The sequence below is a fragment of the Leptospira licerasiae serovar Varillal str. VAR 010 genome (assembly GCF_000244755.1).
Classification (GTDB): domain Bacteria; phylum Spirochaetota; class Leptospiria; order Leptospirales; family Leptospiraceae; genus Leptospira_B; species Leptospira_B licerasiae.
This window is the reverse complement of sequence record NZ_AHOO02000005.1, coordinates 157,509-181,485: the sequence shown is the minus strand read 5'-3', so window position 1 is coordinate 181,485 and position 23,977 is coordinate 157,509. Positions and strand designations below refer to the sequence as shown.

Below are 23,977 nucleotides of genomic sequence, written 5' to 3'. Positions count from 1 at the left end.
AATTAGGAAAACTGGAAATGGCAAAGGACTGGAAAGGCTATGATTCACAGAACCCGAAAGCAAGCGATCTAATTCCGTTTGCCGGGGTGATCTACGGATTTTTACATCTTTTATCCCTCTTCCCTTTGCTTGGAATTGTTCCGGCACTGATTGTCATTCCTTTTAACAAAAACAGATTTTTAAAATACCTTCCCCTCGCAACTAATCTTTTCACATCCATTGTATATCTCCTTTGGAGAAGTGGATGGACGCCTTTGAATTAGGGGTCGTTTTAAGCCTCAAAGACTATGTTTCCGGTCGACTCGGTGAAATCGAAGGCCGTTGGAAATCTCTTCGGAAAAGTATGGATGACACAAGTGCGTCTGCTCAACTTTTCGATCGTTCTATGGGACTTGCCAAAGCGGGCCAACGTATGCTCGAATACGGTTCCGCTGGACTCTACTTTTCTAAGTCTCTTATCGATGCAGGAAGAGAAGCGGGTAAACTCGAAAAGAATATAGAGTCTTTAGGAGTTTCCAGAGAAGAAGTGACTAAAATTTCCTCTGAGGTTCGCGGGATGACCGGGGATCTTGGGATCGCACAAGAAACGTTCCTTTCAGGTATTTATGACATCAAATCCGCAGTTTCGAGTTTAAACCCTGCGGAACTTTCTAGTGTAGCGAAAGCTTTGGGGCAAGCGGCCATTGCAACCAAAGGAGATTTTGCAGGTCTTGCGGATCTCTTTGGTACAACCCACGCACAATTTAAGAAAATGTATAACGAATCGGATGCGGCTTTTGCATTACGTTTTTCGAATACTCTATCTATTTCAGTTCAAAAATTTAAAACGGATGGCGCGAAAATGCAAGCGGCCATCCAGTCCCTCGGAGCAACCGCCGCCGGAATGGGAGTCACTTTAGAAGAGCAAATGAGTGTTCTCGGTTTACTCCAAAATACGATGCAACCGGGAGTCGCTGGAACAAGTTATCGAGCTTTTTTAAGTACGGCAGGAGAAGGATTCCAAAAGCTAGGACTGAACGCTAAGAATGCGCAGGGCCAAATCAAAACAATGCCAGCACTTTTGGAGGAACTGAACAAGAAATATTCTAAATCCTTTATAGTCGATCAGGCAACGGGGAACAAAGTTCTAAAACTGGATGCAAGAAACGAAATCAAAAAAGCACTCGGCTCCGAGGAAGCTGTCGCCGCAGTGGAAAACTTAATTCCAAAAATTGGAGAATTGAAAACTTCCATCTCAGAGATCAAAGACGCAAATCTGAGCGGGACAGCGGACGCCTTAAATAAGATGGCCGGAACAAATTTGGAGGATTTGGATTCTCAAATCGGAAGAGCAGAAAGCGGATGGAAAGCATTAAAGGCAAGTCTTTCCGAGCCGATTCGAAATGGAGCCCTGCTATCCGTCACCAAAGGATTTGCGGATATGCTTTCCGGAGTTACGAGGCTTTTGGATGCAAATCCGACACTAAAGCAATTTGTATCCTATCTTGTATTCGGCGGGTCCGTTGTGCTATTCTTGGGTGGATCCTTTCTTACTCTTGTCGGAGTCATTGGAATGTATACAGCCGTTACTAATTCTGCGGCGGCGGCCACTTTGTTTAATACAGCGGCTACCGTAAAAAACTGGATTGCGAAAGTGGCAAATAAAACCGCGACAATCGCCTTGACCGTAGCAGAATACGCACTGATCGGAATTGTGGGTCTCGCCACTTACTCCTGGATGGCCCTAAGTTTTGTCTATGGAATTGTAACGAGTAAAACAAAAGCACTTGCGGCTTGGCAAGCTATCCAAGCAGGAGCGACAAAAGCACTAACCTTTGCAACTACACTCTTGAATGCGGCCTTCTGGGCGAATCCGATCACCTGGGTAGTTGCAGGGATCCTACTCGCAGTGGGAGTCGTTGCCGCCGCGATCTACTATTGGGATGAATGGACTTCCGCCGTTTCCAAAGCATGGAATGAAAACAAGAATCTAGTATCAGCCATCCTTTTACTCACGGGTCCGATCGGTTGGACGATTGCCGCTCTTGTTAAGATCAAGGACAACTGGGGATCGATTGTGGGATGGATTGGCAAAGCAGTTTCAGCGGTAAAAGAATTCTTTGGTATGGGTGGAGACAAGGTAACGGTTGGAACCACAAAAGACCAAAAGATCACAGTACCGACTCCTGCAAGTCCGAGTGTTTCCGCTACAAATACCGTCTTTGATTCCTTGGGAATGAGCGGAAAAGATAGAATGCTCACACAAACAGGCGGAGCAAAACTGGATTTAAAGAAGGATGCACAATACTCCAAAGCATTAGAACTTCCTAAATTCGATTCTTCTGGACTCGCAAACAGTCCATTGAGCGGAATCCCGGGAGGAATGGGAGCACAGGCCATCCAAATCACAATCAAGAGCCTCGTTGATAAAGTAACATTCCAGAATAATTCTTCCGGTTATAGGGAATCTGGTCTTTTCATAGGTAACTTATTCGAAGACGCAATCCGAAAATCCGCTGAAAAAGGGAATCCACTCTCGCCTGGTTTTGGATTTCCGGTGGGGGGATAAATGATTTTAGATCCTTCTCCAGGCGGAAAGTTCTTAGCTGTTACTGGAAGCGACTTGGATCCTGTTATGATCGAAGGATACGCTTGTCCCCGAGGAACAAAAGTCACGGCTTCCCAAGAAAAGAACTATTCGAAAACTTCCATCAACGGCATGGAGGGAACTATAAAAGAGGTCGTAGGATTTCGCGACTGGCTTCTTACAATCGAATTCGAATTCGTAAGCTCGACCGGCCTTCAGCTTGGCGCAATCTCCGAAATGCGGGATGTGGTATCCAAATGGAAGAAAGAAGAATCCTTATCAATCATTCACCCAAAAATAAACGCATTAAAGATTTTTTATATACTACTGACACGGATAGAATTCCCAGACGAGGACCGAGCTTTCGAACTTCCGTGCAGGATTGAGGCTGTAAGTGATGATCCTCTTTTTGATTTGGAGACTCCTCCCTTATGATCGAAAGAGTTCACTTCGCACGCGAAAACGACACTCTCCAAAGGATTGCTGCATCTTATTGGGGAGATTGGACAATCTGGCCACTCATCCGAGATACGAACACTCATCTAAATAGAAAAATAGGCTTCGACTGGACCGATAAACTAAAAGAAGGAATCCCTCTTCGGATCAGAATGGATATTCCAACTTCGGTTATTGATCATACTGTATTGGAAACAGACACTTACGAATCCTTGAGTCTCTTGTATTACTTCACTGAACATTTTTGCGAACGGATCCGTATTGAGAACGAGCGTAAAATTCTCCGATATGAAGTCGGAAACAAAATCATCATTCCTGCACTCGTTGATCGTAGGACTTTCCAAGCTGCAAAAGAGAGGCTAAAAATATGGCCTTAGTTATGAAGCAACGTCTTCGCATTGGGACAATGGTTTTGCACAAAATCTTAGAGGCCGAACTTGTCAGCGGAAGAAATGAACCGTCTTCTCAACTTACAATCAAACTTCCTAAAATGAAGGGCTGGGCTAGGGAAAGCGTCAAAAAGGGAGATCTCGTCCAATGGTATGCTTGGTATGAAGGCTATTCGGAAAGTTTAGAATTTGAAGGAACAGTGGTGAGTGTATCTCCCAAGCTCCCCTTAGAAATCGTATGCCGGGACGGAATGTTTGATCTGCAATTAAAGACTATAAACTTTAATGTAGACAATATGACCGTTTCTTCTCTTGTAAATCGGTGCATTCTTCCGGGAACATTGACCAAAATTGATCCCTCCGTCGCATCTACAAGAGTAAGCTACGACATCACCACAGAAGGAAGACGAGCCTCCTACGTCTTAACAAGACTAAAGAAATACGGAATAGACGCATTTTTTAGAAAAGGGATCCTTTACGTTCAAAGTCCGTCGAAACTTACTATTCCTCCGAAACCGAAACGTTTTCATCTGGCTCACAATGTGATCAAAGATAATCTTTCCACAAGAGAAGGCAGAGACGTAACGGTAAAATTAAGGAGTTATAATAAAGATTCGGGAAGAATGCAACAGGTCACTTATACCGAAGCGAAAGGAGAAGAAATCGTTTTCGACATCGATGGGATTTCCTATGCCGAATTGTTAAAACGGGCAAAAGAAGTCTATCATGAGATCGCAGGAAAAGGACTTGTGGGAGATTTCGAGACCTTCGGTGCTCCATCGGTCCAACACTCTGAAATTATCCGGTTCGAGGATCCGAACGACAAAGAAAGAACTAAGGAAATCTTTGTAGATAAAGTCGTAAAAACCTGGTCCGCACAAAATGCTCAGTTTCGCCAACTCATCTATCCTGCGGTCGTAAAATTCGTGGGGGTCGCATGAGTGTTGCATCGGACATTGTAACTCTATTTTTTAGTGAGTACACTATCAACTGGGCAACGATGGGAACCGTCGTAAGAGTCCAAAGTGAACCAGACGAATCCGGAAAACCGGGACTACTCACCGCCCTGATAAATAATGCAAATAAGGAAGACATCCGATGGTTTTGGCCCATAAAACCGATGCCAGGAAGCCGGTGTGTCATTTTGTTTGGAGATAACAGTGCGGCCCGTGCAGTCGCGATCGGTTTTAACAAAATCGCAAAAGTTAAAACGAGCATCATGGAAATGCGGGACATCGAGATCGACGAAACCGGATTCAAGTTTGGAGAAGGATCCGTTCAGGCAGTCGATACAAATTCTTTGGAAATCTGGATGAATCAGATCGTTTCTTCTTTGCAAACTCTTTATACAGCGATCCAAAATGCACCGACGACTCCAACAGACGGGGGAGCTTCTTACAAGGCGGGTCTTTCTTCTGCAATCGAATCTCTTCCGATTCCCCAAGTTCCTCCGGACTTAAAAGTCGTGAGTTTTAAATACGGGAAAATATAAGGCTCAAAAAAAGAGGACATTGCGGACATATTCGATCCTTAAAATTCGAACCGCTTGCACAACCTTTACGAGTGAATAGTCTGTTCTCGTGGACTTGCTTACAGAAGAAATCTCCGGAGATCTATTACTCGATTCGAAAACTTTCGATTTTGCAACAAACGAATCCGAATTGGACGCCGTTCGCTCTATGGTAATCGAAGCATTCGATATGACACTTGCGGACGACATTGATTTTCCGGAATTCTATAGCCTCCAAAGAAAACATCTATTCGAAGAAGATGAAAGCGGTCCGCAAGAAAGATTAAACGACGCATATCGCATCCTCGCACAATTTCCCCAAATCGACCAATCCACCGTCGAAGTGTCTTCCTTAGATAAAGGAATTGGAATTTCCTTTCGACTGAAATCCGGCGAGGAACTTTCAATCAGTCTTGGCGGTACTTAAATGAATATAAAGGATTTCATTCTAAAATACTCTATTCCACCAGCCGAGGCGGAAGGTTTAAAAGAAGCCGCTAAATTTTGGGCTCGCTCCAATTTCGAAGAGAAACTTTTGATACTCGTTTACTGTCTTACTTTCGGAACTTTTCCCGGAGGTGTAGATGCAGAAAGTTTTGAAGAAGAACTTTTAAATAACTTCTCTCAATTCATAAACGATAACGTCACTTCTCCAAATCTTCTTTGGTCCAGCTTAAAGACAAATACCGAAATTTCTAATGCGATCTCCAATCTATCCACAGCACTCCAAAACTTGATCGCGGGATCCGTTTTACAGGAAAAAACGGAACGAGAAAACGCAGATCAAAATCTTACAGGTGCAATCCAAACCGAAACAGAAAATCGGGAGAATGCGATCTCCGGAGTTCAAGCCGACTTGTCGGAGCATGAAAATAGAAACGACAATCCTCACTCAGTGACTAAAGAACAAGTAGGACTCGGAAATGTTTTGAATGTTATCCAACTTACGGAAGCGGATGTAATCGATTCCGATACCTCTTCCTCTACAAACAAGCCAGTCTCCGCCGCTCAAGTCGCCTCTTTACGCCAGTCTTTGAACGCGATACAATCTCTTTTGAACTCTGATGATACGGATCTTGATACATTCCAAGAAATCGTAAACTTCATCAAAGCCAATAAGGATGTAATCGATGAAATATCTACCTCAAAGATTCCTTTTTCCGATATCGTAGATGATTTCAATTCCGAACTTGCGGATAAAGTCGCAAGTGCCGGAACTGTTTATCGTCTCAATCAAAATAAAAGGAACACCGGACCGATTCCGGTATCGGATATTTCTACGGATCCTGACCACCAGTTCGTTACCCAAGCGGAAAAAGACGATTGGAATTCCAGCGGAGGTGGTGGAATCGGAGAACTGCAACTTTTTATCTATCAACCCGGTGGAACACCAAGCGGCAACGTGTTTACCGACTGGGCATCGTTATATTCTGCGATTTCTTCTCTACATGGTTTCCCGAAAACGATATTACTCGATTCTTCCTTTCTATCTACGGGAAACAAATTCTCTATTCCGGACGGAACCTATGATCTCGACTTCGAAACTACGATCCGAATGGATAAAGGATCGCTTCTTAAAAACGTAAGCATTGATCTTACTTCGGATCTTGTTCTCTTCACTGGGATGCCTACATTTCAAGATTGCGTAATAGACGTTACTGGCAGGTCTGTCCCCTTAGTTACGAAAGCGATTTCCTTCTTATATGGAAATTTCAAAAACTCCCAATTTATTTGGGATAATACGACAGCTTGTTCGTTTCTTTCCATATCAAAAGATCCAGCTTCTCCGTTTGCTTTAGCTCAAATAGTAATCGATAACAATTCCAATACATACGATTCGCATTTCCAATTCATGGAGATTCATCCAAACGTAACGGTTTATCTGGATGCGATCAATGAAACACTTTTACAGGGAAGCTTCGCTGTAGCAGGAGGATTAGGTGGCACGATTTCCTACCGTCCAGACGCTTCTGCCTTGGTAGAATCGAGCGTGTATGCAGCGTTCGGTGGTTCATCGGGAATTTATCGTAAATCATTACGAACTCCAAATTTCGATTCCGGAAGTGAGCCCTACGCAGAATCGGGATCCGCTCCAGCCTTGCCTGCAAATCCAGCGGGCTATCTAAGGATATTTTATCAAAACGCTCCCAAAGTCATTCCGTTCTATGATCCACCTTCACCATAACTAATATGATCCTTTACACTACAAAATCGAACGTCCAAAGAGAAATAGAACGGAATATTACCGGATCTAAAGTCTTCGAAAGTTTGGACCTTACTCAACTTTCGAAAGCTAGTACGATTTTGAGAGCCTTGGCAAATGCTGTTTTCTTGTTCCTAGACCAGAATCTCCTTGCTCTTCAAAAAGCAATCCACTACCACACTTCGGAGGAAGAGGATCTTCACGAATGGCTAAAACGATACGGCCTAGAATGGAAAGACGAAACGTTAGCAAGGCATAAGATCCGAATCGGTTCAAAAACTCCCGTGCCTTATAGTGTTACCATACCGATTGGAAAAGTTATCGGAACAGCCGACAGAAAAATCCTCTTCCAAATCATTCAAGATTCGACACTTCTCCCCACGACAACCGTTGATGATAGAGGATTCTATACAGTGGAAGTCCTTTGCGAAGCTTTAGAGCCCGGAACAAAGGGAAACGTTGTTCAAAATGCGATTTCAGAAATTGTCGATTACATCGAAGATTGCGATGTGGTATACAACCCGTATTCCACTCCCGAATTCGTAGCAAGGGATCGCGAAACAATACCAAGTGTTCGTGCTCGTATCCGAGAAGCAGAGATCAAATCCAGTTCTATGTGGACGCCGGAATGGTACGTCACGGAAGCTTTAGGTTTTTCTTTTGTAGAAAGAGCTATTTTCAAGAGTAGTAAAGCGATCGGGATCCCCGGCGTTGTGAAGCTACTTTTGAAAGGCGCGGGTGGAACTTTATCCGGATCCCAACTTCAAAGTGTAATGGATCATTTCGACGATGAAGACAAGAATCCGGGGGGGACTGCAAAAGTCGTTTGTGAAAATATCGATGCGGTTGAGATCAATAAGGTCTTTAACGTTTACTTCGCTTCCTCCGAATCCATTCCGGATTCCATTACTCTGGAAAACTTGGCCGAAACATTCTTCTTTGGCTTAAAAGATGGAGACGACTTCGTTACGAACTCGCTCCGTTCCAGCCTATTGAATCTCCCCGATGCAGTTCAGTGCGATGTGGACGTCGAGGATAATATTTTCATCTCTCCGGGAAGCCTCGCTGTTAAAGGTCCAAGTTTCGATATTATTGCAACGGTGTATTCTGGATGAGTCGGTTTCGTTTTTCATTCGATTCTTTGATTTGGAAAAACATGAGAAGAACGATCAGAGAAACTACACCATCACCCGAGGAGATGAATGCCGATGGAACGGGAGGACTATCCAATAGTCTTTGGTATAGAATCCTTTTTGCATTTCTAATCGTTCTCCAAGAACGCTTAAATCGAGCGAACTGGTTATATCAACAGATCTGGCTTGATTCCGCTTCTGGGAAAGGTCTCGATTGGTGGGGTGCACGTTACGGACTATTGCGGAGTCCAGGAGAAAAGGACAGTTCTTATTTTCTGCAAATTTTATTCGTACTAGAATACAAAAGACTCCCCGCAACGATCGCAACTAAGAGAGCTTTAATTTCAAGAGTCACAGGACATTCGATAGATCGAATTTTAGTCGAGCAAGTTTACGATTATCAATACCGAATGGGAGATCCTATCGGATCAATTTTGGGTTCCCGCGATTATTGCTTTCATGCTTTTCGAATTTACGTTCCGTCCACGAACAAAACAAACCGTCAAAATCTGATTCGGATCCTGAATGCAACGAATATCGGAGGAAATGTTTGGGAGGTTTGGGAAGAACTGGATTCGTTAGATCCGCTTCCTGTTTCTTCGGAAGGACAAGTATGGAAAGGAACTAAACTCAGCGAAGGACCATTGGGGTCGGAACGTTATTGGCTGGTATATTAGGAGTTTTTTATGAGTAAACTTGGTGGTTTAAATTTCCCTTCGAATGGAAAGCCCGTATTCCAAGGCGACTTTCAAAGGGAACAAGATGATTTAGAATCCGAAATTTTAAACAGGAATTCGGATCTATTCAGCGGTGAAATCATTTCCGGTGGTGAAGTTACTCCTGGTGAGAATCCAAATACTGTCAATATCTCTGTCACTATCGCTTACGATCCTGAAGGTAAGCGGATCGTTTTTCCCGCTTCTACTGATCTTATCGTTTCTCGCCCGAATGCCGATTCGTTTGTAGTATTGCGCCATAAATTTGTGACGGAAAATTCTACTTATCTGGACTCTACTGGTTATGCGAATACTTATCGCAAAAACTCCTTCGATGTTCTCTTTAAAGAATCTTTAGAAGAGGGTGATGTTCCTCTCTTTAAAATCCGATCTTTGGTTGGGACAGTGACTATTCTCGAAGATCTCCGTTCTTGGCGTAGAATTAGTGAAGAAATCATTCGAAACAATTCCATCACAAATTCTAAACTCGTCTCCGACATTAAGATCGGTTCTTTAGCGGAGCTTGTAGAACGTTTTACTGGTTCTCTCAGATCCAGCGTCGTGAGTGCCTTGAATGCTCTCGCTTCTTGGATGAGCACAGAAGAAACTGCTCGTCAAAACGGAGACACAGGGCTTCAATCTCAGATCAATAATTTAGGAAGCGTATTCGCTCCAATCAATCATACTCATTCTGGTTTCGCGCAAGTGTACAAGATCAGTTACTATGGTGAAGGTAAGAATTTTGATCAGACTGATGGCATTCCGAATGTGGATGGCACGATCGTTGTTTACCGGATTGCGTACGGTATTAGCTTTGGTCAGGGTTATAGTATCCACGGCCACGGCCTCGGTGGAATTAACCCGATTGGTGGCGTTCTGTACGGGGTTGCCGCTCGCGTGAACGGGACTTGGATCGCTACTACTGGGTGAGGTTATACTTGCTCAGTTACAGTTTTAGTGCTCATTCGCACTTATAGTAACGCTCGCGGACAAATGCGATAGAAAAAAAAGGCGCCTGAGATAAACTGGGCTAATGGCGCCTCAAATCCGGAAAATTTCAGGAAAATTCCAAAACTCAAAAGGATCTTTTATAGGAACCGTGGAGCTGGACCCGAAAACGGGCCTAATACTTTCCGTCCAGAAGGGTAAAGTATTACAATCTTCTAATGCGGAGGAGCTTGCATTCGATCCTGACAAGTTTGTGATCTTTTCGGGGTTCGGCGATATTCATGTGCACGCTAGAGAAGACGAATCCGGAAAACATAAATACAAAGAGGATTTTTTATCCGCAGGAAATGCTGCGATCAACGGAGGTGTGATCCATATTGCGGACATGCCTAATAATCCGATCCCTCCGACCGACGATATTACATATTCAAAAAAAAGAGAACTTGCAGATCATTCTCCTGTTCGGATCACCTTATATGCGGGGATAGGTCCTCATACCAAACCTCTAAAGGCGCATGTTCCATATAAAGCATTCATGGGTCCTTCTGTCGGCGAATTATTCTTTTATTCCAATGAGCAGTTGGAGGAGACAATCCGACATTATAAAGGTTGTAACGTTAGTTTTCATTGTGAAGATCCTGAAATTTTAGAGAAGAACCAAAACGAAACATATCATGAAGACAGAAGACCCGCTATTGCGGAAACTTTGGCGACCGATTTTGCGCTTTATCTGATCGAAAAATACGACCTGGTAGGGAAGTTATGCCATTATTCAACGGAAGAAGGTTTGAAGAAGATAGTAGAAGCCCGCAAGAGAGGAGTTAAAGTGAAATGCGAAGTAACTCCTACTCATCTCTATTTTGACAAAACCATGCTCACCGACGAAAACCGTCACTGGTTCCAGATGAATCCACCTCTAAGAGGACCAGAGGACAAAGCAGCTCTGCTCCAAGGAGTCAAAGAAGGTTGGATTGACTTCTTAGCCACCGATCATGCCCCTCATTCTATAGAAGAAAAACTAAAGGGTACATCCGGTATTTCCCAGCTGGATACTTATTCTTTATTCGTGACTTGGTTGCATAAGACAGCAGGTGTTTCTTTGGAAAAAATTTCCGAAATATGCGCGGAGAATCCTGGAGATTTTGTTGCGGAGTTTTTGCCTAAGGAATACGGAAAAGGTTTCGGAAAAATAGAAGAAGGTTATTGCGGAAGTTTTACCGTTCTGGATTTCCAAACTCCGACTACATTCAGAAAAGAAGATATAAAAAGTAAAAGCGGATGGTCTCCATTTGAGGGATTTACTTTTCCGGGAAGCATTGCTTCCGTCATTCACCTTGGAAAAAAGGTAAGGTAGGAGAATCGGAAAATTTCTGCTCTAATTCTAGCAGGAATTTTTTTCTCCAGAGACCTCCACCATAGCCGGTTAGATCACCACTTTTGCCGACAATCCTATGACACGGGATCAATATGGCGATCCGATTTTCTCCATTGGCTTTTGCAACTGCACGGACCGCATTTTTGTCCCCGATCCTTATCGCTTGAGACTCGTAAGAATTTGTCTTTCCATAAACGACTGAATGTAGCGCCTCCCATGCTTTTTTCTGAAAGTCGGTGCCTAAAACTATGAGTGGGATATCGAATTCCTTTCTTTTACCTTCGAAATATTCCTTAAGCTGTTCTTCTAATATAGAGAAAAACTTACTTTCTCCCGGTTGGACATCCTCTCCGAAAATTTTTTTGAGCCGAGTAAGTTGGAGTTCTAATCTCTCTTTTTCTGTGAATTCCAAAAGACACAGACCTTCTTCCACCGCTCCTGCGATAAGTATTCCTAAAGGGGATTGGATTTCTTTTATTAGGATCATTTCTTTGTCTAAGTATAAAAGATTTTTTGAATTTCACACAACCCGAAAATTGCTGTAAAATATCTTACAAAAACTCTTAAGATTTAATTAGCGGCCGACCTAAGGCCAAGTCGCGGATAAAACCGTTTTTGCCTAGTCTCACGTTAGCTTCGTCTAAGTAATGGAAAACAATACATGGATACCCAAATCTGCATTCTAATATGATACGATTAAGCGTTTTAGATCAGTCTCCAATTCGTAAAGGTGGGACCGCATTTCAGGCGGTCCAAGAGACGATTGAACTTGCGAAACTTACAGATAAGCTTGGCTATCATAGATATTGGGTTTCGGAACATCATAATATTTTGGGACTGGCTGGGTCTTCTCCCGAGGTCTTGATCTCACATCTTGCCGGTGAAACGAAAGGTATCCGCATGGGTTCAGGTGGGATCATGCTTCCGAACCATAGTTCTCTTAAGGTGGCCGAAAATTTTAGGATGCTCGAGACTTTGTTTCCAGGAAGGATAGACTTAGGACTTGGCAGAGCTCCCGGTGGAGATCGACTAACGGCTGCTATATTGAATCCTTCCAACAGTTTTGTTCAGAATGATTTTATCCAACAATTGATGGACTTACGAGATTTCTTGACGGACAATGCGGAGCCGGATTCCATTCAAGAAAAAGTAAAGGCCATCCCTGTCGCGGAAACTTGCCCTGAACTTTGGATCTTAACTTCCAGCGGGGAAAGCGCTTTAATCGCCGCTCATTTTGGAATGGCTTTATCGTTTGCACAATTTATCAATCCGACAGGAGGATACGCAAGTATCCGGGCATATAAAGAAAGATTCCAACCTTCCGAAGCTCTTTCCTCCCCTCAGGCGAGTGTGGGTATTTTTGTTTTATGCGCGGAAACAAAGGAGAAGGCGGAAGAACTACAGGCAGTAATGGACAGGCAACTTTTAAATATTGAAAAAGGAATTAGCGAGGGTATACTTTCTTACGAAGAAGTTAAGCCTTACATATATTCGGATTTGGAAAGGGTCAGGTTATTACATAATCGGGGTAGAATGATCGTCGGAACTCCTGATACGGTTAAAAAAAGGATTTTAGATCTGACTCTGGAATATGGAATAGATGAAGTAGTGGTTTCTACGATCACCTACGATTTTAAAGATAGGGTTCGTTCTTACGAACTGTTAGCAGAAGTTTTTGAATTGGAAAATAGATTATAAAAGCGTAAACTAGGGAAGTGAGAACTGGACTATGTCCTGCAAACGAGCAGGACATAGTCTTTTTTTATTATGCTTCCGGATTTTCTAGAATAATAGCGATCCCTTGACCGCCGCCGATACACAGAGAAGCGACTCCGTATTTTGCCTTTCTTCTTCTAAGTTCGTAAGCCAAAGTTATGGTTACTCTTGCACCACTTGCTCCGAGCGGATGTCCTATCGCAACTGCTCCACCGTTTACGTTTGTGATCTCAGGATTTAGGCCTAATTCTTTTTGGACCGCAAGATACTGAGCTGCAAACGCTTCGTTTACTTCTACAAGGCTCATGTCCGAAAGTTTTAAACCGGCTTTTTTAAGAGCGATCGGAATTGCTAACGCGGGTCCGATCCCCATTTTCGCAGGATCACATCCCGCGTGTCCGTATCCTCTGATGATTGCTAAGGGTTTTTTACCGATCTTTTTAGCGTAAGAAGCTGAAGTAACGATTGTCGCGGCAGCTCCATCATTCAGACCGGATGCGTTTCCTGCGGTAACCGTTCCACCTTCTCTGAAGGCAGGCCTTAATCCGGAAAGTTTTTCGATAGAAGCGGCGCCTTTGATAAATTCATCTTTTTCTAATGTAACCGGTTTTTTTCCGCCTACAGTTACGGGAAGGATCTCTTCTTTTAGTCTACCTTCTACCGTTGCTTTTTCCGCCCTGGTTTGAGAAATCCCTGCCCATTCGTCCTGTTCCGCTCTACTGATCTTATATTGGTCTGCGAGATTTTCTGCAGTTGCGCCCATGATAAGACCAACGTATTGGTCGGTTAATCCTTGCTCTAATGAATCTTCGAACTCGGCAGAACCGTATTTGACTCCCCATCTTGCGTTACGCACAACATAAGGCGCGTTGCTCATGGATTCGGATCCACCTGCGAGAACTGCTTCCGATTCTCCCAAATAGATCTTTTTAGCTGCTTGTATGATTGCTTCCATTCCGGAACCGCAAAGTCTATTTAAGGTCAAAGCGGGAACAGTAATTGGTAATCCGGTTTTGAGTCCAATATGCCTAGCTAAATAGATGGCTTCTTTACCTGTAGGGACTACGTTTCCGAAAATAGACTCGCCTATATCGGAAGGATTAACTCCTGTTCTTTCTAGCAAGGATTTAGAGACCAAAACTCCTAAGTCCACTGCGCTTACGTCTTTTAATGTTCCGCCGAAATTTCCGAAAGGGGTGCGGATCCCGTCCAATAAAACTGCTTCTTCCATTTTTCCAGTCCTAAAAATATTAACATTATGCAGTCGTTAACTGCAGATCAATACGGTGTACTACCATTCCAATTTACATCGTTTTCGAGTCATACTATTTTAATTCGAATTCTGGGCAATCAATGGAGAATGGGACTTCTTTCCCTTCTTTGTTAATATAGAAGGAAGAATGTCTTAGCCTATAAACTCCAGGAGAATCGTTCTTATCTGTTTCCCAAACCAATCGGATATTATCATCGAATAAGGGTAGAAAGGATTTTTTATAATAGAATTTAGTAGCCCAGTCTGAATCGGTATAAGTAGTAATCCACTTGTCTCCTTCTTTTTTCTCCACATCAAAATAGGATTTTTGTTTTGGATAAGAGATATTCGGATTTATGGAACTCACTTCGCAAGAAACGGATTCTCCGATTTTTGCAATAGTCCTATTCGGGGTTTTGATCTTAGGTTCGAAAGAAGAGATCTTATCTCTATTAGGAACATTAGTGCCTATAACCGTAGAACTCAGATCTTTAGGAAACGGTCCTTGAGTGCTTACCTTGTTTTGCAAAAGATCGTTTGCAAGCCTATCATATTCTTGTCTAAAAAGATCCAAGCTAAACGGACCATGAAGAGTATGACCGCCTTCGTATTGTTGGGTAGAATATTCTTCCTTTGTAGTTATATATCCTGCAAAATCATTGGTCAGCCCTGAAAGAGCAATGTCTTTGATCTTGGATCCTAATACTTTTTTGACCGTTTCTTTCATTCTTCTACTGGACATAGTAGTAACTTCGTTAGGCGAAACAATCAAAGCAAAATCACCGATTGTGGCAAGGCCCAACGGTAGGATCTGAGAAAGAGAAGGATCGGGTTTAGTTTCTCCCATTGGAAATAAGATCGCCTTAGGTTTTTGGCAGGCCCTTAGATCTTCACTCGGTGCTTGGAGCAGTCTTGCCGCCAGCCAATCAATATAGAATTTTCTATCCTCATCCTTCATGCCTTCGTGGAAAAGCCAATGCCCTCCTCCTTCTTCCGTAGAACCGGCAGCTAAAGCGTATCCGTAAGCGGACAAACAAGTTCTTTCGTCTTTTCCAGTTTCTGAAAATTCCTTACGAACGATCGAATTCGGCATATCTATAAAAGACTGAGTATAATTGAGACCGGAAGGTAATACTCTCAGTTTGTCATCGTTTAAGATCTTAGAACTCGCAAGATATTGTCTTTCTCCTATGATCTTTGTGCTCTCAAACATATCCTTTCCGGGACCTGTATTATTCAGATTTAGGTTGGGAGTCACATCTCCTTCGTTTGCTTGTGCAAAGATGGCAATAAAGTCCTTCTGTCCTTTTTTTGCTGCCTCGGTTTCGGAAAGATAAGACGCATATCCTTTATTATCCGTAGATACTAAGTGATTGTCGAAAGTCATACTTGTTGTATGCACCCCGAACCAGTTCACGATACCGATCACACCTCTTCTCGTATTTACCGAGATTTGGATCATTGTTTTGTCCGTATCCGAATTATACCTATCTCTTTCTTCTTTCGGATTTGCTTGGTACGCTACTAAGGAACGATTTACCCCAGCGCCTTCTACGGTCGAGCTACCGATCAATAACTGTGCGATTTCCTTTTTGGAATAAGCCTCTTTGATCGCTTGAAAGATTCCGTTAACGATTACCGAATAATATTCAGGAAAAAACTTAGTGGTATATATTGAATTTTGAATATAATGGAAAAATCCCGCAGGAGCGCTATGTGTGTGAGAAGCGTTCAAAAGAACGTTCGCTAAATTAAAATTAGGATCCACTTCCTTCTTCAATCTGGCGACTACATCTCTTTGCACTTCATGAGGAACTCCGCCTAATTCCGCAGTCACATAGGCTAATACTTTTCCGCTCTTTGGATCTTTGATGACCAAGGCTCTCGCAAATTGTCGTAGATGTATACCTTCTCCTTTTTGTCCCTCTTGTGCATAACCCCAGAACATGATCCCTGTGGGAGGTCCCGTAATATCTACTTTGGACATTCCTGCCTCATAATTAAAATCTTTAATTTGAGGTTTGGCTGTTCCGGAAAATCTAGGACTCGAAAAGAACAAAAATAAGAACGGAATAACAATCGTTATACGGAATTTTTTCATAGCAGGGCTCCTTGCGGATTTTTATTAAAACTATTTTATCAAATTCGAATATTCAGCTTATTCAACGTGTTCTGCGACAGGAAATGTGAGATGAAAAGGAGAAGCTCCTATTCCTGTTCTCATTCCTCCGCCCTTTATAAAGTCTGGAAAGATAGTTTCATCCGACCATACGGATTCTATTCTCGCAAATTTTCCTTTGCCTGTGCCGATAAACGCAGTGCTTAGTTTGGATCCATCTTCTGCTTTTTGCAAAAGAACATAAGGAAGGATAGAAGTGCTTACAGGAAAATTAAAACCTAATGTACGGATCTTAATTTTGAAAAAAGTTTTTCCATTTCTCGAAACTTCTATCTTAGTTACTGAACCTTCTTTTTTCCAAACAAAGTCAGCTCTTTCTTTCGGGATGGCCCAATTACGAATTCCTTCTTCTACAGAAGTTTGGCTGGATACAAAAATACGAGTGATCCTTTTATAATTTATCTCTTTATGTTCGAAATTTCCCGGAATATATAAAAGTTCGTAATAAGGTCCCACATCGGATCTTTCGTAATTCACTAACATCAGAGAACCTAATCCTCCTTTGAAGGACTTGCGGTCTTCTTCATCCAAAAACGCCATTTCCAAATTGTAGGACTTCCTACCGAACAGTGGGAACAGGAATCCTTCTCCTGTTAATGACCAAGGCGCTGGAAAATGCCTCTTAGGGGATTGGACTTTACTCTTTGTATTTGTGGCTTTTTTAGGGGAATGTTGTGTAGTTTTTGAGGCTTTGGTCTTTGGTTTAACCTTGGAAGAGGCGGTTGCTTTCATTCTAGGGGTCCGTTTCTATCTTTTTTGTATCCTATACTAGGAAAATCCCCAAATTTGAAAAGGAAACTCTTGAACATCCTGCCTATTTTTGGGATAACTGGACAATGGGGACGATATTCGAGCCGTTCTCGGCTTTCGAATGTCCCGAAGGCAAAAAATATGACTGCAGTAGCTGCTACGCGTCCTAGAAGACGCACTAGAAATAGTTTAAATAAAGAATCCATCGTCCAGGCGGCGTTGGATATATTGAACGAAGAGGGAATTGATGGGCTTTCCATGAGAAGGATCGCCGAAAAGTTGGATTGTAGTGTAGCAAGTCCGTATTCTCACTTCAAGAGCCAACAAGATATCATCAAAATTATCATTTCTCAGGGAGAAGCTCAGTTAACCGAAACTCTAAGAGCTTCCAGACTGAACGGTAAAAACTCTTACGAAAAATTAACCCTAATCGCAAGGGCTTATTACGATTTTTCAGGGAATAACCAAGAACTGCATAAGGTAATGTTCAACACTGTTCATGGTCATATGCACAGAAAAGCATTCCCTAAACTTCCAACCAGTTACCGCGTATTTTTGGAAACTATCCGAGCGGGCGTTAGATCGGGAGAATTCAAGATCAAAGAAGAAGATTATCCTTCTCTAGCGAGAACAATGTATTCCTGGATGTACGGGATCATCGTTTTAGATATGACCGGCATGTTGAAAAAAAGAGGGATCGGCGATCCTCTTGACGAAGGCTTTTTATTTTTCCGTAAAATTCTTTTAGACGTAGAATGAAAAAGAAACTCCTCCTAGGCCTGGCGGTATTTGCACTCATCGTACTTACCGTTTTGCCATTCGTACGTTCTAGAGAAAAAATTGAATTAAACGAATCGATACGTTCCGGAGTATCCGGACAATTTGCGGAACTTCCTTTGGGCTGGACTCATTACGAATTGTCAGGGCCCGAAAAAGGAAATCTTGTAGTCTTAGTTCACGGATTTTCGACGCCATATTTTATCTGGGACCCTATTCAAAAATCGCTGACGGATGCAGGTTATAGGGTTCTACGTTTCGATCTTTATGGCAGAGGATATTCCGATAGGCCGGATGCAGTTTATGATCTGGACCTGTTTACTACTCAGGTCTCCGATCTATTAAATTATCTGCATATAAATGGATCTTTCGATATTATGGGACTTTCTATGGGAGGTCCTATTGTTGCTCATTACGTTTCTAAACATCCTGATCAGATCAAAAAAGTTGTTTTAGTAGATCCGCTCACCGCAAAAACGAATACTTTCCCTCTTACTGTTCCTTTGGTTGGAGAATATTTAAACTCTGCTGTTTATATTCCTTCTTTGCCGAAAGGGATTTCGGCTGATTTTGTAGATCCTTCTAAGGTTCCAAGCGATTGGGTGGAGAAGTATGAGACCCAACTTAGTTTTAAAGGTTTCGGAAGAGCTATTTTATCTACGATCAGAAATATTATTTCTTTAGAGCCTAAGTCTGAATTCGAAAAGTTGGCATTAACTAAAAAGCAAGTGTTGGTTTTTTGGGGAGACCAAGATCATACCACTCCTTTGGAAAAAGGGGAGTATGTGAAGGAACTTTTGAACGCAGAATTTATTTTAGTAAAGGATGCAGGGCATCTTCCCCATATAGAAAAGCCGGAAGTAGTTCTTCCGGCTATCTCTAAGTTTTTATCCAAGTAGATGATAAACTTTTAATATTTAGCTAAAGAAGGGTCTACTTCGTCGGAATATAAAAGTATCCCGCCTTCTAAGTTAAATACTTTTGCAAAACCTGTGGATTTTAAGAATCCGCAGGCATTCGCGGATCTTGCTCCGGAACGGCAATATACTATGATCTCTTTTCCGGAAGATTTCCAAGAATCCAATTCTCCGATACGAGCAGGCAATTCAGAAACCGGGATCAAAAGATCCGTTCCATCTATCGTGCAGATCTCTTGTTCATTCGGGTTACGAACATCCAGAAGGTAAAAGTCATCGTTTCCCGATTTTCGAGCATCTAATCTGTTTTTTAATTCTTTCGGATTCATTCAGTCTCCTTATGGATCAATTCTTATACTACGGAAGAAAGTTCTTCCATTTCGATTTGCAGCTTTTCCCAGGATTCGGTCAACTTAGAGATCTCTTTTTTGGTCTCGTTGTAATTGTCTAGTTCCATTTGATAACTGCGCTTTTTATAAAACTCAGGATCTGCGAGAAGTTCCTCGGAGTTTGCTTTATTCTTTTCTAATAGAGCGATCTTAGCTTCGATTTGTTCTATTTCTTTTTGTAATTTTTTAACCCGATTTTTGTCAGCGTTCTTCTGGGATCTGCTTTTGTTCTCGCTGCTTATGTTTTCCGTCGGGGCTTTTATTGTAAAACCGCCTTCGGCTTCTAATTCTTCCGGAGGGAATTTTAGATAATCCGAAAAGCTGGTATTCAAATCTTTGACCTTTCCGTTTGAAACGGATACCGTTCTCGTACATAGATCTTTTAAAAAATCGGGATCGTGAGAGATGACTAAGACCGCTCCAGGATATTCTTGGAGCGCACGTTTCAAATTGTCTCTTACCACCAAATCCAAGTGGTTGGTAGGCTCGTCCAAAAATAGAGTATTGGAAGAGAATCGGACTAAAAGAGCCAATCTTAATCTACTTTGTTCTCCTCCGGAGAGAAGTCCTACTTTTTTGAAAACCCTGTCGTCGCTAAAGGAAAAATAGCCTAACAGTTTTCGAGCTTCCACATCCGGGAGATCCGGATACACAGAAAGAACGGTTTCCAAAAGATTCTTTTCAGGATCAAGGTGCTCGTGATGGTTTTGGGAGAAGTAGCCGATCTTAGTTTTAGGTCCGAAAGTGACGGAACCTTCGGTTAATTTATGAATCCCTAATATGTTTCTTAAGAATGTGGATTTACCCGCGCCGTTTGGACCTATTATCGCGATCTTATCCCCGTTGGAAACATGAAGTTCCGCATTGGAGAAAATGTTTTTTCCTGTTTTTTCATAAGCAAAGGAAGCGTTCTCAATTCTAAAAGAAAGATTGCCGCAAGGAGTATAATTGAACTTGTATTCGGTTTTGGAATTCCAAAAGGAATCGTCAGGCGCTTCCACCTTTTCCCTTTTTTCCAACTTTTTGATCACGCTTTGGACTTGTTTCGCCTTAGTAGCCTTGGAGCGGAAACGTTCTATCCACTCGGTCCTCTTCTTTAAATAAGCTTCTTCTTTTTTGAATTGAAGCCTTAACTTATCCAAGAGTTCGTTTTTATGTTCAAAGTAATCTTCTAAGGTTCCTTTAAATTCCAGAACGCCGGAAGGATTCAACTCTGCAATTGTATCCGTGGTCGCATTCAAAAACTCAGGGTCGTGAGTCACCAAAACGAAAGATCGATTCGTATCCGATAAATATTCAGCAAGCCATGCCTTAGACGCATGGTCCAAGTGGTTGGTAGGCTCATCCAAAAGAAGAAGGTTTCCTGGATTCAAGATTGCGATCGCAAGTCCAAGTCTGTGCTGGTAACCGGGAGAAAATTCTTTTACCTTTTTCTCCATTTGATCATTAGAAAAACCTAAACCGCCAATGATCTTTTTTGCCTGGGCCTCCAATTCATGGACGCCGTAGGTAAATGCGTATTCTTCCAAAGAGCTTTGTTCTTCTAATAAGGCAGTAAACTCTGGAGAATCGTGATCCGTGTGATCCATTCTAGAATGAATGTCCTCGGCACGCTTTATATATTCATTATAATGTTTATGTTTAGAGAGCGCAGTATCGATCACTCTTGCTTCAAAATTGAAATCAGGGATCTGTTGGAATAAAGAGATCTCAGTATGTTTTGAGCGGCTAACTAATCCTTCTTCCGGATTTAGTTCTCCTACTGCCATTTTGAACAGAGTCGATTTACCTGAACCGTTCGGACCTACTAAGGCAATTTTGGAGCCTGGTTTTATATGCCAGGAGAAGTTTTCGAAAAGTGTGGAGCTACCGAACCGGTGCTTGATATCAATGAATTGTAGCATGGTTCCTGGGAATTTTGAGGTCCCTCCGCACGAGTCCGCGGAGGGTTTTGCGGGTTTTGAAAGTAGTGCTTACTTCTTTTTAGCGAGTTCTTCTTTTCTCGCTTTAAGATGTTGTACGTACTTGCTCGTTTCCCCGTTCATCTTCTCGACTGCGTCTTTTAAAGCTTGGTCAAGCTCTTGGGCGCTCATCTTGTTGATTTTTTTGTTCTTCTTTTCGGCTGTCTCTTCAGACATAGGTACCTTCCGATGCGTTCGTATTGCCAAAATTTACGGAAATACCCCTTTCGACAACCTATTTTGGCCCCTAAGCTCGCTTCGGACTCCGGAGAATGTAAATTAGAATGGAAATCTGACCCGATATGGGTTCAATAGGATGCACATTCGGCATGTTATATAATTTATTTCAAACAAGAGAAGGTTTGGGGCCTGTATTTCTCCGCTTGGGTCTTGCGATCTGTATCTTCCCGCATGGAGCCCAAAAGGCATTGGGTTGGTTCGAAGGTTCCGGATTTTACACCGCAATGGACTACTTTACCGAAACCTTAGGCGCTCCTTATTTTTTAGGAGTCCTGGTAATCGGTTTCGAGTTTATCGGAACTATCTGTTTTGTATTCGGGTTTTTAACCAGGTTCTGGGCATTGGGACTTGCGATCACTTTGACAGTCGCAGGTTTTACTCATCGAGATTACGGTTTCTTTATGAATTGGTTCGGGGACAAAGGCGGAGAAGGTTTTGAATACCATATTCTGGCTGTATCTGCGGCGCTTTCCCTTTTGTTCAGAGGAGCAGGTTCCTTCTCCTTTGATAGAAAATTAGGGGAATGGTCCGTCTAAGAATCTGCTCTTAAGTTCAAGTTGTTGAAGCCCGTGGGTGGATTATGAGTAGGCATAAAAAAACCCGGGGAATCAATCCCGGGTCTTTACTTAAGGAGCTATCTATTAATTTTTTTTAATAGATGATCTTTTCGACCGAATTTTCGTCCAGGATGTAAGATCCTTTTAGTGTTTGGACGATCAGCTTTCCTTTTTTCTGAGATACAACTACACCTCTGATATCGCGGCCGTCTTTCATGATAATATGTTCGATACTCTTATCATAAAGTTCTTCCAACTCTTGCTCAGTCTTAGCGGTTTTTAAGTTTTGAGTAGATGCTAAAACTTCTTTATCTAAACCGCTAAGATTCTTACGCATGTCGCCGTATTCAGGAGATTCTTCCTTAGCACGTTTTTGATCTTCGATCACTATAACTTTTTCGTCAGTGACTATGATCAATCCACCGGTAATCAAAGCTCTTTCAGACTTATCGTGGATCAAAGGAGTCACTTCGACTGCACCTTCGACTACGAAGACGGAAGATTCTTTATCGGAAGCGTTTACTTCGAAAGAAGTTCCTCGGACCGCAGCCACCACAGTAGGAGTATCTACGAAGTAGTTTGCGTTTTTCTTTTCCTTTTCGACTAGGTTCAGGATCTTTCCCGACATTAAGGAAATCCTGATTTGAGAAGCGTCTGTTTGTCTTAAACTCTTGAGAACTAACTCGGAGTTTTCTTTCAAACGGATCACGCTGGAATCGGTTAGACCGATATCTACCGATCCACCTTTGCCGGTTACGATCTTATCGCCCTCGCTAAGTATATCGCCTAAATGTAATGCTACGGGAGCTTCTTTTACATTTTTTGCTTCACCTTTAACGAATACGACTGCAGCTTTAAGCAGCGTGCCTTCGGCTACAGGTGCGGCTTCTTTTTTGAAAATAGTGAAATAAGTTCCGGCTCCAATCCCTACGAATAAGATTGCTGCCGCAGCTAAGAACCATACTTTATTTTTGGAGCCGCTCAGTTGAACTACATTGTCCTTAGTAGGAGATTGCATGATATTTGCCTCCACAGAGAAGCGAGGCGACATGCCGATCCAGTTTGGATCGAAGTCCGGTGCCTTAGAATTCGGTAGAGACTTTTTGAGGAGCTCTGCGAATGTTTGGAATTCAGGGTTCATTCTTTCCATCCTCTTTACCGTTTCCTTAGTCCCGGGCCTTTTGACATTGTCCTGCCCGCTCAGTTGGATCAACAAACTGACAACTGGTACCTTGCTCATTTTTTTGAGTGGGGATGGCTTTTTTGACGAAATGAATCAATTGTTCGAAATACATATTTTGGCGAAAATCCTAAGATTTTAGAAAAGAAGAAGGCTGGATGCCTCTCTTCTTTCCCTCTTGTAAAAGCTGTTTTTCGGCTCTTTCCAGAAGTCTGGAAACTCCAGATACGGATAAGTCCAATACGGACGCTATTTCTTCCAATTTACAGCCTTGAGAATAACGCAGTTCTATAGCGGTCTTTTGTTCTTCGGGTAAGGCGCTCAATAATTCGCTTATGATCTTTCCGAGATTTTGGGCCTCCATTTCGTCCAGGACCTGGCTTTCAGGACCTTGGCCTTTGGAGCCGAATAAAGAAGAAGTTTCCTCACCAACGAGAGCAACGTTCTTTTGATAATAGGACTTTCCGTGGTTGATCATTAGATTCCTGGAGATTCTAAATAAGATCATCCTAGAGACCTGTTCATCCGGTAATTCCTTGCCGGAATAATGTTTAAAGAAGTTCAAAAAGGTGTCTTGTAATAGGTCTAAGGCTGTGGATTCATCCTGCACGGAGCGCCGAATAAATGAAAACAAGTGATCCTTATTTTTATTGTATAATTTTTCGAAAAACAAGGTTTCAGACACGGTAGAATAGAAATTTTTTTCTATCGGTCTTTTTTCAAGTAAATTCGGTTTTTTCTTGTAGAAAGGAATCCGTTTTAA

At 42.3% G+C, this 23,977-nt stretch carries 25 protein-coding genes; 16 read left to right on the top strand and 9 right to left on the bottom strand.

Annotation, left to right across the window (positions count from 1 at the left end; genetic code table 11):
- The first annotated feature begins 17 nt into the window (after positions 1-17).
- The 12 genes from LEP1GSC185_RS01240 to LEP1GSC185_RS01185 all read left to right on the top strand — a co-directional run bounded on the left by LEP1GSC185_RS01240 (position 18) and on the right by LEP1GSC185_RS01185 (position 11,275).
- On the top strand, positions 18-263 hold the full coding sequence (locus tag LEP1GSC185_RS01240; protein WP_024863955.1) for a hypothetical protein: 246 nt from the start codon (positions 18-20) through the stop codon (positions 261-263).
- The gene (locus LEP1GSC185_RS01235) at positions 245-2,548 is read left to right on the top strand and encodes a phage tail tape measure protein (RefSeq protein WP_008590230.1); all 2,304 of its coding nucleotides are present in this window, start codon (positions 245-247) and stop codon (positions 2,546-2,548) included. The genes LEP1GSC185_RS01240 and LEP1GSC185_RS01235 overlap by 19 nt, the downstream gene beginning before the upstream one ends.
- The gene (locus tag LEP1GSC185_RS01230; protein WP_008589823.1) at positions 2,549-3,001 is read left to right on the top strand and encodes a DUF6046 domain-containing protein; all 453 of its coding nucleotides are present in this window, start codon (positions 2,549-2,551) and stop codon (positions 2,999-3,001) included. It abuts the gene before it with no gap.
- Positions 2,998-3,399: a hypothetical protein gene (locus LEP1GSC185_RS01225; protein WP_008590592.1), complete on the top strand. Its 402-nt coding sequence runs from the start codon at positions 2,998-3,000 to the stop codon at positions 3,397-3,399. Before LEP1GSC185_RS01230 ends, LEP1GSC185_RS01225 begins: the two co-directional genes overlap by 4 nt.
- Positions 3,390-4,352 (top strand): hypothetical protein, encoded by a 963-nt coding sequence (locus LEP1GSC185_RS01220; protein ID WP_010514716.1) that lies wholly within the window; start codon positions 3,390-3,392, stop codon positions 4,350-4,352. The genes LEP1GSC185_RS01225 and LEP1GSC185_RS01220 overlap by 10 nt, the downstream gene beginning before the upstream one ends.
- A complete protein-coding gene (locus tag LEP1GSC185_RS01215) occupies positions 4,349-4,903 on the top strand; it encodes a hypothetical protein (protein WP_010514718.1) in 555 nt (184 codons plus the stop codon). The genes LEP1GSC185_RS01220 and LEP1GSC185_RS01215 overlap by 4 nt, the downstream gene beginning before the upstream one ends.
- 88 nt (positions 4,904-4,991) lie before the next feature.
- Positions 4,992-5,348 carry an LIC10183 family protein gene (locus LEP1GSC185_RS01210; protein WP_008590796.1) on the top strand — a complete coding sequence of 119 codons (357 nt, stop codon included), beginning with the start codon at positions 4,992-4,994 and terminating at the stop codon, positions 5,346-5,348.
- Positions 5,349-7,106, top strand: a complete 1,758-nt coding sequence (locus LEP1GSC185_RS01205) for a hypothetical protein (protein ID WP_008589477.1) — start codon at positions 5,349-5,351, stop codon at positions 7,104-7,106.
- 5 nt (positions 7,107-7,111) lie between these two features.
- Positions 7,112-8,239 carry a baseplate J/gp47 family protein gene (locus tag LEP1GSC185_RS01200; protein ID WP_008590907.1) on the top strand — a complete coding sequence of 376 codons (1,128 nt, stop codon included), beginning with the start codon at positions 7,112-7,114 and terminating at the stop codon, positions 8,237-8,239.
- Positions 8,236-8,934 carry a hypothetical protein gene (locus LEP1GSC185_RS01195; RefSeq protein WP_008591537.1) on the top strand — a complete coding sequence of 233 codons (699 nt, stop codon included), beginning with the start codon at positions 8,236-8,238 and terminating at the stop codon, positions 8,932-8,934. Before LEP1GSC185_RS01200 ends, LEP1GSC185_RS01195 begins: the two co-directional genes overlap by 4 nt.
- A gap of 9 nt (positions 8,935-8,943) precedes the next feature.
- Entirely contained in the window at positions 8,944-9,903 is a 960-nt protein-coding gene (locus tag LEP1GSC185_RS01190; protein WP_008591104.1) for a hypothetical protein, read from the top strand.
- Positions 9,904-10,006: 103 nt separating this feature from the next.
- Positions 10,007-11,275 carry an amidohydrolase family protein gene (locus LEP1GSC185_RS01185; RefSeq protein WP_008591687.1) on the top strand — a complete coding sequence of 423 codons (1,269 nt, stop codon included), beginning with the start codon at positions 10,007-10,009 and terminating at the stop codon, positions 11,273-11,275.
- On the opposite strand, the gene LEP1GSC185_RS01180 is transcribed toward LEP1GSC185_RS01185, so the two are convergent.
- Entirely contained in the window at positions 11,247-11,783 is a 537-nt protein-coding gene (locus LEP1GSC185_RS01180; protein ID WP_008589633.1) for a methylated-DNA--[protein]-cysteine S-methyltransferase, read from the bottom strand. The genes LEP1GSC185_RS01185 and LEP1GSC185_RS01180 overlap by 29 nt on opposite strands.
- 200 nt (positions 11,784-11,983) lie before the next feature.
- Here LEP1GSC185_RS01180 and LEP1GSC185_RS01175 point away from each other — a divergent pair, with 200 nt between their 5' ends.
- The gene (locus tag LEP1GSC185_RS01175) at positions 11,984-12,994 is read left to right on the top strand and encodes an LLM class flavin-dependent oxidoreductase (RefSeq protein WP_008590998.1); all 1,011 of its coding nucleotides are present in this window, start codon (positions 11,984-11,986) and stop codon (positions 12,992-12,994) included.
- A 67-nt stretch (positions 12,995-13,061) separates the two neighbouring features.
- Here LEP1GSC185_RS01175 and LEP1GSC185_RS01170 read toward each other — a convergent pair whose 3' ends face one another.
- The 3 genes from LEP1GSC185_RS01170 to LEP1GSC185_RS01160 all read right to left on the bottom strand — a co-directional run bounded on the left by LEP1GSC185_RS01170 (position 13,062) and on the right by LEP1GSC185_RS01160 (position 17,175).
- Positions 13,062-14,243 (bottom strand): acetyl-CoA C-acetyltransferase, encoded by a 1,182-nt coding sequence (locus tag LEP1GSC185_RS01170; RefSeq protein WP_008589945.1) that lies wholly within the window; start codon positions 14,241-14,243, stop codon positions 13,062-13,064.
- 94 nt (positions 14,244-14,337) lie between these two features.
- Positions 14,338-16,365, bottom strand: a complete 2,028-nt coding sequence (locus LEP1GSC185_RS01165) for a neutral/alkaline non-lysosomal ceramidase N-terminal domain-containing protein (protein WP_008590065.1) — start codon at positions 16,363-16,365, stop codon at positions 14,338-14,340.
- A 57-nt stretch (positions 16,366-16,422) separates the two neighbouring features.
- Positions 16,423-17,175, bottom strand: coding sequence for an acetoacetate decarboxylase family protein (locus tag LEP1GSC185_RS01160; RefSeq protein ID WP_008589761.1), 753 nt, complete (start codon positions 17,173-17,175; stop codon positions 16,423-16,425).
- 159 nt (positions 17,176-17,334) lie between these two features.
- On the opposite strand from LEP1GSC185_RS01160, the gene LEP1GSC185_RS01155 reads away from it, so the two are divergent.
- Positions 17,335-17,952, top strand: coding sequence for a TetR/AcrR family transcriptional regulator (locus LEP1GSC185_RS01155; RefSeq protein ID WP_008591726.1), 618 nt, complete (start codon positions 17,335-17,337; stop codon positions 17,950-17,952).
- A complete protein-coding gene (locus LEP1GSC185_RS01150) occupies positions 17,949-18,869 on the top strand; it encodes an alpha/beta fold hydrolase (protein WP_008590024.1) in 921 nt (306 codons plus the stop codon). Before LEP1GSC185_RS01155 ends, LEP1GSC185_RS01150 begins: the two co-directional genes overlap by 4 nt.
- An 11-nt stretch (positions 18,870-18,880) precedes the next feature.
- Here the strand turns inward: LEP1GSC185_RS01150 and LEP1GSC185_RS01145 are convergent, their stop codons facing one another.
- The 3 genes from LEP1GSC185_RS01145 to LEP1GSC185_RS19985 all read right to left on the bottom strand — a co-directional run bounded on the left by LEP1GSC185_RS01145 (position 18,881) and on the right by LEP1GSC185_RS19985 (position 21,414).
- Positions 18,881-19,216, bottom strand: a complete 336-nt coding sequence (locus tag LEP1GSC185_RS01145; RefSeq protein ID WP_008590944.1) for a rhodanese-like domain-containing protein — start codon at positions 19,214-19,216, stop codon at positions 18,881-18,883.
- Positions 19,217-19,239: 23 nt separating this feature from the next.
- Positions 19,240-21,180: an ABC-F family ATP-binding cassette domain-containing protein gene (locus tag LEP1GSC185_RS01140; protein WP_008590315.1), complete on the bottom strand. Its 1,941-nt coding sequence runs from the start codon at positions 21,178-21,180 to the stop codon at positions 19,240-19,242.
- Positions 21,181-21,249: 69 nt separating this feature from the next.
- Positions 21,250-21,414, bottom strand: a complete 165-nt coding sequence (locus LEP1GSC185_RS19985) for a hypothetical protein (RefSeq protein WP_008590138.1) — start codon at positions 21,412-21,414, stop codon at positions 21,250-21,252.
- Between the two features lie 152 nt (positions 21,415-21,566).
- Here LEP1GSC185_RS19985 and LEP1GSC185_RS01135 point away from each other — a divergent pair, with 152 nt between their 5' ends.
- Positions 21,567-22,013, top strand: coding sequence for a DoxX family protein (locus LEP1GSC185_RS01135; protein ID WP_008591617.1), 447 nt, complete (start codon positions 21,567-21,569; stop codon positions 22,011-22,013).
- A gap of 115 nt (positions 22,014-22,128) precedes the next feature.
- Here the strand turns inward: LEP1GSC185_RS01135 and LEP1GSC185_RS01130 are convergent, their stop codons facing one another.
- Together LEP1GSC185_RS01130 and LEP1GSC185_RS01125 are read right to left on the bottom strand one after the other, a co-directional pair.
- Entirely contained in the window at positions 22,129-23,184 is a 1,056-nt protein-coding gene (locus LEP1GSC185_RS01130) for a FecR family protein (RefSeq protein ID WP_008590520.1), read from the bottom strand.
- Between the two features lie 160 nt (positions 23,185-23,344).
- Complete coding sequence (locus tag LEP1GSC185_RS01125; RefSeq protein ID WP_024863953.1) at positions 23,345-23,899, bottom strand: RNA polymerase sigma factor; 555 nt, start codon at positions 23,897-23,899, stop codon at positions 23,345-23,347.
- Positions 23,900-23,977: the final 78 nt, after the last annotated feature.